General features: G+C 66.4%; 10 protein-coding genes. 7 read left to right on the top strand and 3 right to left on the bottom strand.

Annotation, left to right across the window (positions count from 1 at the left end):
- Window positions 1-176: 176 nt before the first annotated feature.
- Together FB478_RS01855 and FB478_RS01860 are read left to right on the top strand one after the other, a co-directional pair.
- Window positions 177-1,205: a TerC family protein gene (locus FB478_RS01855; RefSeq protein WP_018771995.1), complete on the top strand. Its 1,029-nt coding sequence runs from the start codon at window positions 177-179 to the stop codon at window positions 1,203-1,205.
- Between the two features lie 128 nt (window positions 1,206-1,333).
- Complete coding sequence (locus tag FB478_RS01860; protein ID WP_144599697.1) at window positions 1,334-2,740, top strand: MFS transporter; 1,407 nt, start codon at window positions 1,334-1,336, stop codon at window positions 2,738-2,740.
- Here FB478_RS01860 and FB478_RS01865 read toward each other — a convergent pair.
- The 3 genes from FB478_RS01865 to FB478_RS01875 form a co-directional block, all read right to left on the bottom strand.
- Window positions 2,726-4,021: an alpha/beta fold hydrolase gene (locus tag FB478_RS01865; protein ID WP_223995184.1), complete on the bottom strand. Its 1,296-nt coding sequence runs from the start codon at window positions 4,019-4,021 to the stop codon at window positions 2,726-2,728. The two genes, FB478_RS01860 and FB478_RS01865, sit on opposite strands and share 15 nt — an antisense overlap.
- 64 nt (window positions 4,022-4,085) lie before the next feature.
- On the bottom strand, window positions 4,086-4,601 hold the full coding sequence (locus tag FB478_RS01870) for a GNAT family N-acetyltransferase (RefSeq protein WP_018771992.1): 516 nt from the start codon (window positions 4,599-4,601) through the stop codon (window positions 4,086-4,088).
- 50 nt (window positions 4,602-4,651) lie between these two features.
- Window positions 4,652-7,195, bottom strand: coding sequence for an RNA helicase (locus FB478_RS01875; RefSeq protein WP_144599699.1), 2,544 nt, complete (start codon window positions 7,193-7,195; stop codon window positions 4,652-4,654).
- 97 nt (window positions 7,196-7,292) lie between these two features.
- On the opposite strand from FB478_RS01875, the gene FB478_RS01880 reads away from it, so the two are divergent.
- From FB478_RS01880 to uvrA, 5 genes are all read left to right on the top strand, one after another.
- Window positions 7,293-8,072, top strand: a complete 780-nt coding sequence (locus FB478_RS01880; RefSeq protein WP_144599700.1) for a trans-aconitate 2-methyltransferase — start codon at window positions 7,293-7,295, stop codon at window positions 8,070-8,072.
- 140 nt (window positions 8,073-8,212) lie between these two features.
- Window positions 8,213-10,018, top strand: coding sequence for an ABC transporter ATP-binding protein (locus tag FB478_RS01885; protein WP_144599701.1), 1,806 nt, complete (start codon window positions 8,213-8,215; stop codon window positions 10,016-10,018).
- On the top strand, window positions 10,015-11,826 hold the full coding sequence (locus FB478_RS01890) for an ABC transporter ATP-binding protein (RefSeq protein WP_144599702.1): 1,812 nt from the start codon (window positions 10,015-10,017) through the stop codon (window positions 11,824-11,826). Before FB478_RS01885 ends, FB478_RS01890 begins: the two co-directional genes overlap by 4 nt.
- Complete coding sequence (locus tag FB478_RS01895; RefSeq protein ID WP_018771987.1) at window positions 11,823-12,203, top strand: GntR family transcriptional regulator; 381 nt, start codon at window positions 11,823-11,825, stop codon at window positions 12,201-12,203. Before FB478_RS01890 ends, FB478_RS01895 begins: the two co-directional genes overlap by 4 nt.
- 47 nt (window positions 12,204-12,250) lie before the next feature.
- Window positions 12,251-15,175 carry an excinuclease ABC subunit UvrA gene (uvrA, locus tag FB478_RS01900; RefSeq protein WP_144599703.1) on the top strand — a complete coding sequence of 975 codons (2,925 nt, stop codon included), beginning with the start codon at window positions 12,251-12,253 and terminating at the stop codon, window positions 15,173-15,175.
- Window positions 15,176-15,232: the final 57 nt, after the last annotated feature.

The raw sequence follows: 15,232 nt of genomic DNA on the forward strand, positions 1-15,232 counted from the left end.
TCAGCCCCCTGGGGTACAGTTAATGGCACGTAGGGGAGTATCCCAAGCGCTACGATCGTCAACACGCAGGGCACAGTTGCCCTGCCGGGCGTAGCGGGCCGCCGCATCAGCACCAAGTGCACAGGCAGGCCGGAGAGACTTACACCATTTTTGTGTACCCTGCGAAAGGCTTCCCTGTGCTTGATTTGCCTGTTTGGTTCGAGGTCGGCTCATTTGTCGTCCTCGGCCTGATTCTCCTGATCGATCTCCTCCTGGTGGTCCGGCGGCCGCACGAGCCGTCCATGAAGGAAGCCGGTCTGTGGGTAGCCTTCTATGTCAGCCTCGCCCTGGCCTTTGCCGGTGCCATGTTCGCTTTCACGGGTGCCGAGTTCGGCAGCCAGTTCGTGGCCGGCTGGGTCACCGAATACAGCCTCAGCATCGACAACCTGTTCGTGTTCATCATCATCATGGCCAGGTTCTCCGTGCCCCGGAAGTACCAGCAGGAAGTGCTGATGGTGGGCATCATCATCGCGCTGGTCCTGCGAGGCATCTTCATCATGCTCGGCGCCATCGTCATCGAACAGTTCAGCTGGGTGTTCTACATCTTTGGCGCATTCCTGCTGTGGACGGCCTGGAAGCAGGCCCAGGACGAGGGCGAAGAGGAAGAAGACCGGGAAAACCCGCTGATTGCCAGGATCCGCAAGGTCATCCCCATGTCCGAGAAGTTCGACGGGGGCAAGCTGCGGACCACGGTGAACGGCAAGAAGGTGTTCACCCCCATGGTGATCGTCTTCATCACCATCGGCCTCACGGACCTGCTGTTCGCGGTTGACTCCATTCCCGCCATCTTCGGCCTGACCCAGAGCCCTTTCATTGTCTTCACGGCCAACCTTTTCGCCCTCATGGGACTGCGGCAGCTGTACTTCCTGCTCGGTGGCCTGATGAACCGGCTCATCTACCTGAAGCACGCACTGTCCTTCATCCTCGCGTTCATCGGCGTCAAGCTGGTCCTGCACGCCATGCACGTGAACGAGCTGCCCTTCATCAACGGTGGACACCACATCGAATGGGCGCCGGAGATTCCCACGTTCGTCTCCCTTGCCGTCATTGTGGGCACCATCATCATCGCCGTGGTCGCCAGCCTGGTCAGCTCCAAGGCGCAGGCTGCCAAGATGGATCCCCGGCTTGAGGAAGACGTCCGCAGGAGCCACAGCGACGTCGACTAGGCGCCCCCGCCCGCTCCAATCCGCCGGATCCCGGCCGCACGCGCGGCCGGGATCCGGCATTTAACCCTTCCTGAGGCAGCGGGCAAAAACCCCTGTGGCGTGCGCCGCGCCGGGACTATGCTCTGAACATGGCCCGCACACTTGTGATGGAGCAGGACGTGCGCCACGTGCAGCGGCGCACTGTTGTGCTCTTGAGCGTGGCCCAGGTATTCAGTGGACTTGGGACGGGATCAACCGTCTCCATAGGCTCAATCCTGGCCGTGGAACTCTCCGGTTCCAGCGCCTGGGCGGGTGCCGTTGCCACGGTGATGACCCTCGGGGCCGCGGCCGCGGCACTGCCGCTGGCATCGCTGGCGGAACGGCGCGGACGCCGGGCCGGGCAGGTGGCCGGTCTCTCGGCCGCTTTGGCAGGCGCCGTGCTGATGGTGCTGGCCGTTGTCTCCGGCCTCTTCGTCCTGCTGCTGCTTGGATCGGCAGGCATAGGGGTGGGCACGGCCGCGAGCCTGCAGGCAAGGTTTGCCGCCGTCGATCTCGCTCCTGCCGAACACCGCGGGCGGGCGCTGTCCACCGTGGTCTGGGCCGTGACTGTCGGCGCCGTTGCCGGACCCAACCTGATCCAGCCGGGCACAGCCGTGGGGGCAGCATTGGGCCTGCCTCCGGTTGCTGGTCCTTTTGTGATTTCCGGGGCCGGGCTCCTCATTGCCACTGTAATCCTGTTCGCAGGCCTTCGCCCCGACCCCTTGCTGCTGGCACGCCAACGTGCGGCCGCCGGCCCTGGTGGAGCCGTTCCGCCGTCGGCGGCAGCGCGAACCGGGGTCGCTGCCGCCGCCCCCTCGCAAGCCCCTCCCATGGACGCCCCACCCACTGTCTCCGCGGCCGCCGCAGCTGCCTCCCCGGGTTCGCTCAGCCGGGGGCTTCGTGCCATCCGTGGATCGCGGACAGCACTGCTGGCGGTGACGGGCGTCGTGGCAGCCCACGCGGTGATGGTCGGCGTGATGTCGATGACGCCGCTGCACCTCCAGCACCTCGTGGAGGGACCCGGTCCGCACGCCGGGCACGTTGCCGAGGGGGACGTGCTGGTCATCATAGGCTTCACCATCTCACTTCACATCGCCGGGATGTTTGCGCTCTCCCCGGTCATGGGCTGGTTGACCGACAGGGCGGGCAGGATGGAGACCATCATGATCGGCTTCACGCTGCTGATCGCGGCGGTGGCCGTTGCCGGGTTCGGCCAGTCCTCAACCGCCGCGGTGGCCACCGGGCTGGTCCTGCTGGGCATGGGCTGGTCTGCGGCCACGATTTCCGGCTCCACGCTCCTGGCGGAAAGCGTGGGGCAGGGAGCCCGGGTGGCGGTCCAGGGTGTCTCCGACATGCTGATGGGGGCCGCGGGGGCTCTGGGCGGCGCGGTGTCGGGACTTGTCCTGGGTGTTGCCGGCTACCTGGGCCTGAACCTTCTGGGCGGGACCATCGGGGCGGCCGTCCTGGCCGCAGCGGTGGCCACGCGCCTGTCACACCGCCGGTCAGCGGCCGCCTGACCGCACCATGCCCAGCAAGCGGGCAAAAATCCGCTCACCGTCGTCGGCGATTCCGTCGTGATGGAAGTCCGCCGTCTCCCAGACCTGCAGCCCGCGCACCGCAGCGGCGGTCCGCAGCGAAAGCTCCCGGTCCACGTAGATGTCGTCCGAGTAGACTGCCGCAGCCACGGGAACAGTATTGCGGGCCAGTACCCGCGCGTCGTACAGCGGCTTCCAGTCCTGTTTGCCGGCCAGCAGTTCCGCCACTTCCCGCAGGGGCCGGAGGGCAGGGTCCTGCTCGAAGTACCACGGATACACCATCTCCCCGGTGAGCAGCAGCGGGTCGGCATCCGGCCGGAACCAGGGGTTTTCGCCGAGCATCCGCCACGCTGACCAATCGGTGGCCTGGCCCTGGCCATAGATGGATTCGTGCATCAGCGCGTACAGCGGGTTGGACCGGCGGGAGATGACGCCTTGGAGCTGCTCCAGGAACGCGTCGGACAGGCGCGGTCCGGCCGCCGTGTCCACAAAGGCGTCCTCGAGCAGGTAGTGGAGGCTGTCCACGCGCGTGTTGCCGCCCAGGAACGCCCCCGCCATCTGGAACCGCTCCACGGTGAGGGGCCCGCCGTCGGGCAGGAATTCCGGCGTGGAGCGCAGGTGGCGGGCAATCCGCTCCACAACGTTCCTGTCCTCGGGATACCAGCGGAAGTACTCGTCGTTGCGGGCCGCCACCCGCTGGTACGTGGCCCGGTACACGTCGTCCGCGGAACCGGTGAGCGGGGCAAGGCCGCCGGTTACCAGCACCTCGCGCAGGCCCGCAGGTGCGAAGGACAGGTAGGTAAGCGCGCAGAAGCCCCCGTAGCTCTGGCCGTAAATCGTCCAGGGCGGTGATTCCAGGGCGTGGCGGATCAACTCCGCGTCCGCCACGATCGAGTCCGCCCTGAAGTGCTCCAGGTAGGCCGCCTGCTCCGCCGCGCTTCCGCGGCCGGGCAGGGTGTTCCGGTCAATGGGCGAGGAGAGGCCCGTGCCGCGCTGGTCAAGCATCAGGATGCGGAAGTCCTGCGCCGCGGCTTTGCTCCAGCCACCCAGGGAACCCCACCTGTTGCCGCGGCCGCCCGGGCCGCCCTGCAGGAAGAGGAGCCACGGCAGCCGCGCGGCGGCTTCTTCGCTGTGCGCAGCAGACACGTACTCCCGGGCGAAAACCGTGATGGTTTCGCCGCGAGGCTGGCCGCCGGCCACGGCATGATCCTCCGAAGCAAAATGGTCCAGCGGGACTGTGAAGTAGTGCTCCACCGTGCGCATGCCACGGAATTCATGCCGGGCCTTGACGTCATGCCCGACGGCGGTCGCCTGGACCCGGCGCGCGTCAGCCACGGGCAGAAGCGGGAAGGGAGTCGCGGGACGTGGCCCGGCCGAACCGGTCCAGTGATTCGCCGGTCAGCCTGAAGGTGGACCAGCCGTCCATGGGGCGCGCACCCAGGCGGCGGTAAAAGTTGATGGAGGGCTCGTTCCAGTCCAACACGCTCCATTCCACCCGTGCGTAGCCATTCTCGACCGCGATCGCCGCAAGGTGCTGCAGCAGCGCCTTGCCGTGGCCTTCGCCCCGGGCTTCAGGGCTGACGTAAAGGTCCTCCAGGTAGATCCCGTGAACGCCCTCCCAGGTGGAGTAGTTCAGGAACCACAGCGCGAAGCCCTGCACCTCGCCCGCCGCGTTTTCGGCCATGGCCGCGAATACGCGGGGGTTGTCGCCGAAGAGCACCTGTTCCAGGCGCTCGGGCGTGTTCCGGACGGCGTCGGGTTCCTTCTCGTAATGGGCCAGTTCATGGATCATTCGGAGGATGGCGGGCACGTCGTGGCGGGTTGCGGGGCGGATTGCACTCATTCTCCGAGCTTACCGCCGGCGCCGGGACGGCTGCCCCGGCCAGGTCGGTGTCAGAGCCGGTTAACCTCCGTCACCTTGACCACCGCTGTCCCGGTGGCATTCGAGCCCGCAAGATCCACCTCGGCGGAGATCCCCCAGTCGTGGTTGCCCGCCGGGTCATCGAAGATCTGGCGCACCTTCCACGTTCCGGGTTCCTCGGTGATCATGAGCAGGCCCGGACCGCGGGCGTCGGGCCCGGTCCCGATGTCATCGTGTTCGTCGAAGTAGTCGTCCAGCGCGTCTTCCCAGCGTTCGGCACCCCACCCGGAACCGCCGTCGAGCTCGCCCAACGCCGTGGCGTCCTCGTCAGCGAACAGTTCCACCCGCCGGAACATCTCGTTGCGCACCATCACCCGGAAAGCGCGGATGTTGGAGGTGAGCGACGGCGGCGGGGGAGGCGGCGCGTCATGCGGCGTCGGCGCCGCCCCGGAGGCCAGCTCCTCCCATTCGTCCAGGAGGCTGGAGTCCACCTGCCGCACCAGCTCACCCAGCCAGGCGGTCAGGTCTTCCAGGTCCTCGCGAAGCATGTCCTGCGGAACAGTCTGGCGCAACGCCTTGAAGGCATCGGCAAGGTACCGCAGCACGATTCCTTCGGACCGGGCCAGGCCGTAGAACTGGACGAATTCGCCAAAGTTCATCGCCCGCTGGTACATGTCGCGCACTACCGACTTGGGTGCAAGCTCAAAGTCGCCCACCCACGGCGCGGCCTTCCGGTAGACCTCGAACGCCTCGCCCAGGATCTCCGCGAGCGGTTGGGGGTAGGTGACCTCGTCCAGCATGGCCATCCGCTGGTCGTAGTCGATGCCCTCAGCCTTCATGGCGGCCACCGCTTCGCCGCGCGCCTTCTTCTGCTGCGCCGACAGTATCTGCCGCGGTTTCTCCAGGGTCGCCTCGATCACGGACACCACGTCCAGGGCGTACGACGGCGACTCCGGGTCAAGGAGCTCCAGTGCGGCAAGCGCAAAGGGGGAGAGCGGCTGGTTCAGCGCGAAGTTCGGCTGCAGATGGACGGTCAGCCGGACGGAACGGCCATCGGGGCCTTGCTCCTCCGGCGGGATGCGTTCGATCACTTCGGCGGCCAGCAGTTCCCGGTAAATGCCCAGGGCCTTCTTCATCAGCCGCAGCTGGGAAGCGCGCGGCTCGTGGTTTTCGGTGAGCAGCCGCCGGGCCGCCGCGAACGGGTCGCCGGGCCGCTCCATCAGGTTCATCAACATGGCGTGCGTTACCGTGAAGCTGGACGTCAGCGGGTCCGGTACCGATTCCACCAACCGCTTGAACGTGGGCTCACCCCAGGAGACGAAGCCCTCGGGCGGCTTTTTCTTCACCACCTGGCGCAGCTTCTTCTGGTCATCGCCGAACTTGGCGGTGGCCTTGGCCATCGCCTTGACGTTCTCAGTCACGTGCTCGGGTGCCTGCACCACCACTGTCCCGGCGGTGTCGTAGCCCGCACGGCCTGCCCTGCCCGCAATCTGGTGGAACTCACGCGGGTTGAGCAGCCGGGTGCGGACGCCGTCGTACTTGCTCAAAGCCGTGAGCAGCACCGTCCGGATGGGGACGTTGATGCCCACGCCCAGGGTGTCCGTGCCGCAAATGACCTTCAGCAGCCCCTCCTGCGCCAGCTGCTCCACCAGCCGCCGGTACTTGGGCAGCATCCCGGCGTGGTGCACACCGATCCCATGGCGGACCAGGCGGTTCAGCGTCTTCCCAAAGCCCGCGGCAAACCGGAAGTTGGCGATCAGCTCCGCGATTTTGTCCTTTTCCTCCCGGGTGCACACGTTGATGCTCATCAGGTTCTGGGCACGGTCGATCGCTTCGAGCTGGCTGAAGTGCACCACATAGACGGGCACCTGCCGGGTGGACAACAACTCCTCCAGCGTCTCGTGGACGGGTGTCTGGTGGTAGTAGTAGTGCAGCGGAATGGGCCGTTCGGCGGAACTGACGGTGGTGGTCGCACGTCCGGTCAGCGCCGTGAGCCCCTCCTCGAACCGGGTGACATCGCCCAGGGTGGCGGACATCAGCAGGAACTGGGCCTGCGGAAGCTCCAGGAGGGGGACCTGCCAGGCCCAGCCGCGCTGCGGGTCGGAGTAGAAGTGGAACTCGTCCATGATCACCGCACCGAGTTCGGCTGCGGCGCCTTCCCGGAGCGCGATGTTGGCCAGGATCTCGGCGGTGCAGCAGATGATGGGAGCATCCTGGTTCACCCCGGAGTCGCCGGTGATCATGCCCACGTTCTCTGCTCCGAAGATGTCGCAGAGCGCGAAGAATTTCTCGGACACCAGGGCTTTGATCGGTGCCGTGTAATAGCTTCGGCGGCCCTGGGCCATGGCCTGGAAGTGCGCCGCAATGGCCACCAGGGACTTCCCTGAGCCGGTGGGCGTGGCCAGGATGACGTTCGCCCCGGTTGCCAGCTCCATGATGGCCTCGTCCTGTGCCGGGTACAGCGACAGGCCCCGGCTTTCCGTCCACTCCACGAACCGGGTGTAAAGGGCGTCGGGGTCGACGGCGGCGGATGGGGCGGGGGCGGGCAGATCGATCAGCTGGTCAACGAGTTTCATTGACTTCAACCTTAGTGCCACGTTGCGGCCGGATCCGGAGTCCCTGGCGGGTTAGGCTACGCCTTGCCCGTGTGCGCGTCAGAAGCTGGAGAGATTCATGAAGTGGGACCCCGCCAAGTATGTCCAGTTCGGTGACTACCGGAACCGGCCGTTCTTCGATCTCACGGCCCGGATCCATGCCGACCGGCCCAAGCGCGTGGTTGACCTGGGCTGCGGGCCAGGGAACCTGACGGCAACCCTGGCTGACCGCTGGCCGGGGGCCCGGGTCCTGGGCCTGGATTCCTCCGCGGACATGCTGGCAAAGGCGTCGGCACTGGCGGAGGAGAAGCCCTCCCTTCGCTTTGAGCAGGCCGGCATCGAGGGCTGGATGCCCAGTCCGGAGACGGACGTTGTGGTCAGCAACGCCGCCCTGCAGTGGGTTCCGGGCCACCAGGACATGTTGCGCAAGTGGCTGGAAGTGCTCCGGCCGGGGGCCTGGTTCGCCCTGCAGGTACCCGGAAATTTCAACGCCCCCTCGCACTCCCTGATGCGGGACCTCGCGGGGTCGGACCGCTGGGCTGCAAAGCTGGACGGTGTGCTGCGGGGCGGGGAGGCCGTGGGGGAGCCGGAGGAATACCTGCGGATCCTGCTCGACGCCGGCTGCGCGGCGGATGCGTGGGAAACCACCTACCTGCAGGTCCTGCCGGGGCCGGACCCCGTGCTGGAATGGGTCCGGGGCACGGCACTGCGGCCTGTGATGGCCGCCCTGGGCGAGGAGGACGCCAGGAGTTTCGAGACCGAGTACGCGGCTTCTTTGCGGGACGCCTACCCCCGCGGGGTCCACGGCACCGTTTTGCCTTTCCGCCGCATCTTCGCAGTGGGCCGCAAGGCCGGCTAACCGGTACCCGGCCAACGGGTTTTCCACGCCCGTCACAGGCTGTGACAGCAGTGAAAAGTGATCTGGCTTACAATGGCGACTGTGGTTTAGGGGTCAAGCCGCTGGCCCCCTCTTCGGCCCATGCATTTACAGGGGGTATTTTGCTGGTCGGACTCGTGAAGCGGCAGCTTGCCGGTCAATACGCGTATGTATGGGCGATCGTTTTCCTTCAGCTGATCCAGGCGGCGGCAAACCTGCTGCTGCCCACGGTGAACGCCGCCATTATCGATGACGGGATTGTCGCAGGGGAGCCGGGGGTGGTCTCGCGCCTTGGCGTGCTCATGGCCGTCATTGCCGTGGTGCAGGCAGCGTCCGCCATTGCTGCCGGCTACCTTGGGGCGGTGGTGGCCATGAGGATCGGGCACCGCCTGCGGGCCGAGGTTTTCACCCGGATCCAGTCCCTGTCCTCCCAGGACGTGGCCCTGTTCGGAACACAGAGCCTGACCATCCGCGCCACCAACGATGTCCAGCAGATCCAGGCCTTCGCGGTGCTTGTCTTCACCATGCTCTTTGCCGGGCCCGCCATGGGCGTAGGCGGCATCGTCCTGGCCGTGCAGCAGGATGTTGCGCTGTCCCTGGTGGTGATCGTCATCGTGCCCCTGCTCCTGCTGATCATGTACCTGATTGTCAGGCGGCTGATTCCGCTCTACCGTGAGGGCCAGGACCTGCTGGACCGGTCCGGCGGGATTCTTCGCGAGCAGATCATCGGGGTGGATGTCATCCGCGCCTTTGTCCGCCAGGGCCATGAGGTCCGGCGGTTTGCGGAAACCAACGCCGGCCTCACCGCCAACAACCTGCAGTCCGCGCTCCTGGTGGCGGGGATGCTGCCCATCATCATGCTGGTGGTCAATACCAGCTCGGTTGCGGTGGTGTGGTTCGGCGGGCACCGGATCCAGGCAGGCCAGATGAACCTTGGGGCGCTTACGGCGTTCATCGCCTACATCATGCAGATACTGCTGGCGATCATGATGTCCATGTACGTGCTCATGACGGCGCCGCGGGCGGCAGTCTGCGCGGAACGCATCCAGGCGGTCCTTGACACCGAGCCGTCCGTCGGCGATCCGGGCAATCACACTGCGGCCAGTGACCGAGCGGCCAGCGACAGGGCAGCCAGTGACAAGGCAGCCGCGCCTCCACCGCCCGGCGCCGTGCTGCCGGGGCGGCAGGCAACGCTGGCGTTCCAGGATGTCGCCTTCTCTTATCCGGGAGCAGAAGCGCCCGTGCTCGCGGACATCAGTTTCACGGCAGCTCCCGGTACCACCACAGCAATCGTGGGCTCCACCGGAAGCGGCAAGACCACGCTGCTGAACCTGATCCCGCGTTTCCTGGACCCCACCCACGGCCGCATCACCCTTGCCGGCCACGACATCCGCCACCTGCCCCTGGACCAACTCCGCGCTGCCATGGCTATCGTGCCCCAGCACTCCCACCTTTTTACGGGAACCATCGCAGACAACCTGCGGATGGCGGACCCCGACGCCACGGACCAGGAACTGTGGGCTGTCCTGGAGGCTGCCCAGACCATGCGTTTCATGCGCGACCTCCCGCTTGGACTTGCCACCCCCGTCGGCCAGGGCGGCGCCAGCCTGTCGGGCGGCCAGCGGCAAAGGCTCTGCATCGCCAGGGCCCTCCTGCGCAAAGCGCCCCTCTACCTCTTTGACGACAGCTTCTCCGCGCTGGACTATGACACCGACACCAGGCTGCGGCGCGCACTTGACCAGGCGCTCGCCGCCGCAACGGTCATCATCGTGGCCGAGCGCATTTCCGCGGTCGAAGACGCGGATCTCATCCTGGTGCTCGACGACGGCCGGCTGGTTGCGCAGGGAACGCACAGGGAGCTGCTGGAAACGTCCGCCACCTACCGGGAAATCGCAGAATCCCAGCTCGCGCTGGACGGCACGCTGTGACGGCGGTGGAGGAATCCGCGGAAACGGCGCACAGGTTCTGGCCGACCGCCCGCAGGCTCCTTGGCCTGCTGCGCCCGTTCCGGCTGCAGATGCTGGGGGCCGTGGCGGCAACGTGCGCCTTCGCAGGGGTCAACGTTGCCGCCCCCAAGTATCTGGGCGACGCCACCGACATGGTGGTGCAGGGCATCTTCCAGGGAAGCCTGGACCAGCGCCTCGGAGTCCTGCTGGCAGCCGTGGCCTTGATGTATGTTTTCGCGTCCCTCTTCAACTGGATCCAGGGCGCGCTGACGGCACTTGCGGTGCAGGGACTTATGTATGGCCTGCGAGCAGCGCTTGAGGACAAGCTGCACCGGCTCCCCTCCACGTATTTCCGGGAACGCTCCCGCGGGGATGTCCTGAGCCGGGCCACCAACGACATCGACAACATTGCCCAGGCCCTGAACCAGGTTCTGACCCAGCTCATCGTGTCCGTCCTGATGCTGTGCGGGTCGCTGGCCATGATGCTGTGGATCTCGCCGCTGCTCGCGGCCATTGCCATTGCCAGCGTCCCCGTTTCCACCTGGATCACCGTCCTGGTGGCCCGGCGGTCCCAGGAGCATTTCGCCAGGCAATGGAAGGAGACCGGCGAACTCAACGCGCACGTGGAGGAATTCATCAGCGGGCATGAAGTCATCAAGGCCTTTGGCCGGCAGGCGCAGGCCACGGAGGTCTTCAGCCGCAGCAACGGCCGCCTGGCCCGGGCGGCAGCCAAAGCCCAGTACTCAGCCGGTGTGGTCCAGCCGCTGATGGTGCTGATGTCCAACCTCAATTACATTGCTGTCGCAGTGGTGGGTGCGCTGCAGGTCATCGCAGGCGCCATGACCATCGGCGGCGTCCAGGCCTTCATCCAATTCAGCCGGCTGTTCACCCAGCCGGTGGGTCAAATCGGCGGCCTGCTCAACGTCATTCAGTCCTGCGCAGCCTCGGCGGCAAGGGTTTTCGTGCTCCTCGATGCCGGGGAAGACCTCCAGGAACCGGCCGGCGCAGCGGCCGGCGCTCCCGCCGCCGGCCGCATCGTCTTCCATGACGTCACCTTCAGCTATCCCGGTTCCGTTCCGGCGGTCAGCAACCTCACCTTCACGGTGGAACCGGGCCAGGCGGTGGCCATCGTGGGGCACACGGGCGCGGGCAAGAGCACCGTGGTGAACCTGCTGATGCGGTTCCTGGAACCTTCGTCCGGCAGGATCACCATGGGCGGAAGGGACATCGCGGAAATTCCCCGCGACCAGCTGCGGGGCAGGTTCGGCGTGGTGCTCCAGGATTCCTGGCTTTTTGCCGGGACCATCCGGGAAAACATCGCCTACGGGCTGCCAGGCGCTGCGGATGCGGCCATAGTTGCCGCCGCGGAGGCAACGCACGCGGACCGTTTCATCAGGTCCCTGCCGCGCGGCTACGACACAGTCCTGGAGAACGGCGGCGAGCAGCTCAGCCAGGGGCAGCGTCAGCTCATCACCATCGCCAGGGCGCAGCTCGCCGGGCGCAGTGTGTTGGTCCTGGATGAGGCCACAAGTTCGGTCGATTCCAGGACGGAGGTGCTCATCCGCCAGGCGATGCAGCGGCTGCGCCAGGGGCGGACCAGTTTCGTGATTGCCCACCGTTTGTCCACCATCCGGAACGCTGATCTAATTCTCGTCATGGACCATGGACGGATCGTCGAGCAGGGCACTCATGACAGCCTCCTTGCCGCCAACAGCTACTACGCCCGGCTGTACAACGCACAGTTCGCCGAACGCGACGGCCGCGCGGGCATCCTGGAGGGCGGCCTGTGAGCGCCGCAGGCGACTTCCCGGGGTCCTGGCGCCCCAACCCGGCCAGCAGCGTGGCGCTGTTCGAGCAACTCCGGCTTCAGGTCATCCATCTGGCGGACAGCGGCGCGTTGGCGCCGGGCACCAGGCTGCCTGCCGTGCGGGCCCTGGCGGAGAAGCTCGACGTCGCCCCGCACACCGTGGCCAGGGCGTACAAGGAACTGGAGGCCGCCGGGATCGTCACCACCCGTGGCCGGAACGGTACGGTGGTTGCCGCGCGTGACGAGCGCCTGGGCGGCCTGTCCGCCGCAGCCGCCGCATACGCCGCCGTCGCCAAATCCCAAGGGGCCAGCTTTGCCGAGGCCGTGAAAATCCTGGCGGCCGCCTACGATGTTCCCTGACGGCGGAACCGCGAGTGTTCGAAAAAGTTTTCGATTAGCATAATGGGGTGCCTAAAGCCGTAGCTGAAGAAACCCCTGCCCCCTCCACGTCCTTCGCGGTCCCTGCCGCCGCCGCCCCGCAGCGCCCGGACCTCTCCCGCCTTGTGGTGAAGGGCGCGCGGGAGCACAACCTGCGCAACGTGGACCTCGACCTGCCGCGCGACGCCATGATCGTCTTCACCGGCCTCTCCGGATCCGGCAAGTCCTCGCTGGCGTTCGACACAATCTTTGCCGAAGGCCAGCGCCGCTACGTCGAATCGCTGTCCGCCTACGCACGCCAGTTCCTGGGCCAGGTGGACAAGCCCGACGTCGATTTCATCGAAGGGCTCTCCCCGGCTGTCTCCATCGACCAGAAATCCACCAGCAAGAACCCGCGGTCCACTGTAGGAACCATCACCGAGATCTACGACTACATGCGCCTGCTGTGGGCGCGCGTCGGCAGGCCGCACTGCCCCGTCTGTGGTGAACCCGTGTCAAAGCAGACGCCGCAGCAGATTGTGGACCAGCTCCTCGAACTCGACGAGGGAACCCGCTTCCAGGTCCTGGCGCCGGTGGTGCGTGGCCGCAAGGGCGAGTTCGTGGACCTCTTCATGGAACTCACCGCAAAGGGCTACTCCCGGGCGCGGGTGGACGGCAACCTCGTCCAGCTCAACGATCCCCCCAAGCTGGGCAAGCAGTTCAAGCACACCATCGAAGTGGTGGTTGACCGCCTGGTGGTCAAGGAAGGCATCAGCCAGCGGCTCACCGACTCCATCGAGACCGCGCTGGGACTGGCCGAGGGCCGGGTCCTGGCGGAGTTCGTCGACGTGGACGCGGACGCCCCCGAAAGGATCCGGGCGTTCTCCGAGAACCTCGCCTGCCCCAACGAGCACCCCCTGTCCATCGACGAAATCGAGCCGCGCTCCTTCTCGTTCAACAACCCCTTCGGCGCCTGCGCCGCCTGCAGCGGCATCGGCACCCGCCTCGAGGTTGACGAGGAACTCATTGTTCCCAACCCGGAACTCTCCCTGTCGGAGGGAGCCATCGCGCCCTGGTCACTGGGTACTGCCACCACGGAGTACTGGAACCGGCTCCTCGAGGGCCTGGCCAAGGAGGTTGGCTTCTCCATGACCACGCCGTGGGAGAAGCTGGGCAAGGACGTGCGCCAGACCATCCTGCACGGCAAGGACCACAAGGTGGTGGTGCAGTACCGCAACCGCTTTGGCCGCGAACGCAAGTACAGCACCGGGTTTGAAGGCGCCATCCAGTACGTCCACCGCAAGCACGGCGAGACCGATTCCGACTGGGCCCGCGACCGCTACGAGGAGTACATGCGGCAGGTTCCCTGCCCCGCCTGCAACGGCGCGCGGCTCAACCCGGCATCCCTGTCGGTGCTGATCAACGGCAAGTCCATCGCCGAGGTTGCCGCCCTGCCCATGCGGGACTGCGCGGATTTCCTCAACAACCTGGTGCTGACCGGGCGCGAGGCGCAGATCGCCCACCAGGTCCTCAAGGAGATCCAGGCCCGCCTGACCTTCCTGCTGGATGTGGGGCTGGAATACCTCAACCTGGAGCGCCCCTCGGCCACCCTGTCCGGCGGCGAAGCGCAGCGCATCCGGCTCGCCACCCAGATCGGCTCCGGCCTGGTGGGCGTCCTCTACGTCCTGGATGAACCCTCCATTGGGCTGCACCAGCGGGACAACCGCAGGCTCATCGAAACCCTCACCCGGCTCCGCGACATGGGAAACACCCTGATCGTCGTGGAGCACGACGAGGACACCATCCACGTGGCCGACTGGATCGTGGACATCGGACCCGGCGCGGGCGAGCATGGCGGCCAGGTGGTCCACTCGGGGACCTACAAGGAGTTGCTGGACAACAAGGAGTCCCTGACCGGCGACTACCTGTCCGGCCGCAAGGCCATCGAGGTGCCCCGGAAGCGGCGCAAGTACGACAAGAAGCGGGAGATCAAGGTATTGGGCGCACGGGAGAACAACCTCCTGAACGTCGACGCAGCCTTCCCGCTGGGTCTTTTCACCGCGGTGACGGGCGTGAGTGGTTCGGGCAAGTCCACCCTGGTCAATGAAATCCTCTACAAGGTGCTGGCCAACAAGCTCAACGGCGCCAAGCAGGTGGCCGGACGGCACAAGACGGTCCAGGGCCTGGAGCACCTCGACAAGGTGGTCCATGTAGACCAAAGCCCCATCGGCCGCACGCCGCGGTCCAACCCGGCCACGTACACCGGTGTCTTCGACAACATCCGCAAGCTCTTCGCCGAAACCACCGAGGCCAAGGTCCGCGGCTACCTGCCCGGCCGTTTCTCGTTCAACGTCAAAGGCGGCCGCTGCGAGGCCTGCTCCGGCGACGGCACGCTGAAGATCGAGATGAACTTCCTGCCTGACGTGTACGTCCCCTGCGAGGTGTGCCACGGTGCGCGCTACAACCGGGAGACCCTGGAGGTGCACTACAAGGGCAAGACCATCGCCGACGTCCTCAACATGCCCATCGAAGAGGGCGCCGAGTTCTTCGCGGCCTTCTCGCCCATCGCACGGCACCTGAACACCCTGGTGGACGTGGGACTCGGGTATGTCCGCCTCGGACAGCCCGCCACCACCCTCTCCGGCGGTGAAGCGCAACGCGTCAAGCTCGCGGCGGAGCTGCAGAAGCGCTCCAACGGCCGCAGCATCTACGTCCTGGACGAGCCCACCACTGGCCTGCACTTCGAGGACATCCGCAAGCTGCTGATGGTCCTGCAGGGGCTGGTGGACAAGGGGAACACGGTGATCACCATCGAGCACAACCTGGACGTCATCAAGAGTGCCGACTGGCTGGTTGACCTCGGGCCCGACGGCGGTTCGGGCGGCGGCCAGATTGTCGCGGCCGGAACGCCGGAGCAGGTGGCCAAGTCCGGCACCAGCCACACCGGGAAGTTCCTGGCCGAGATACTCGGCTGACCGGAGGAAATTCCACGGAAATATTCCTCACGGGGAATGCGAGTTTCAGGCACTCCT

Source organism: Arthrobacter sp. AG367, from assembly GCF_007828995.1.
Classification (GTDB): domain Bacteria; phylum Actinomycetota; class Actinomycetes; order Actinomycetales; family Micrococcaceae; genus Arthrobacter.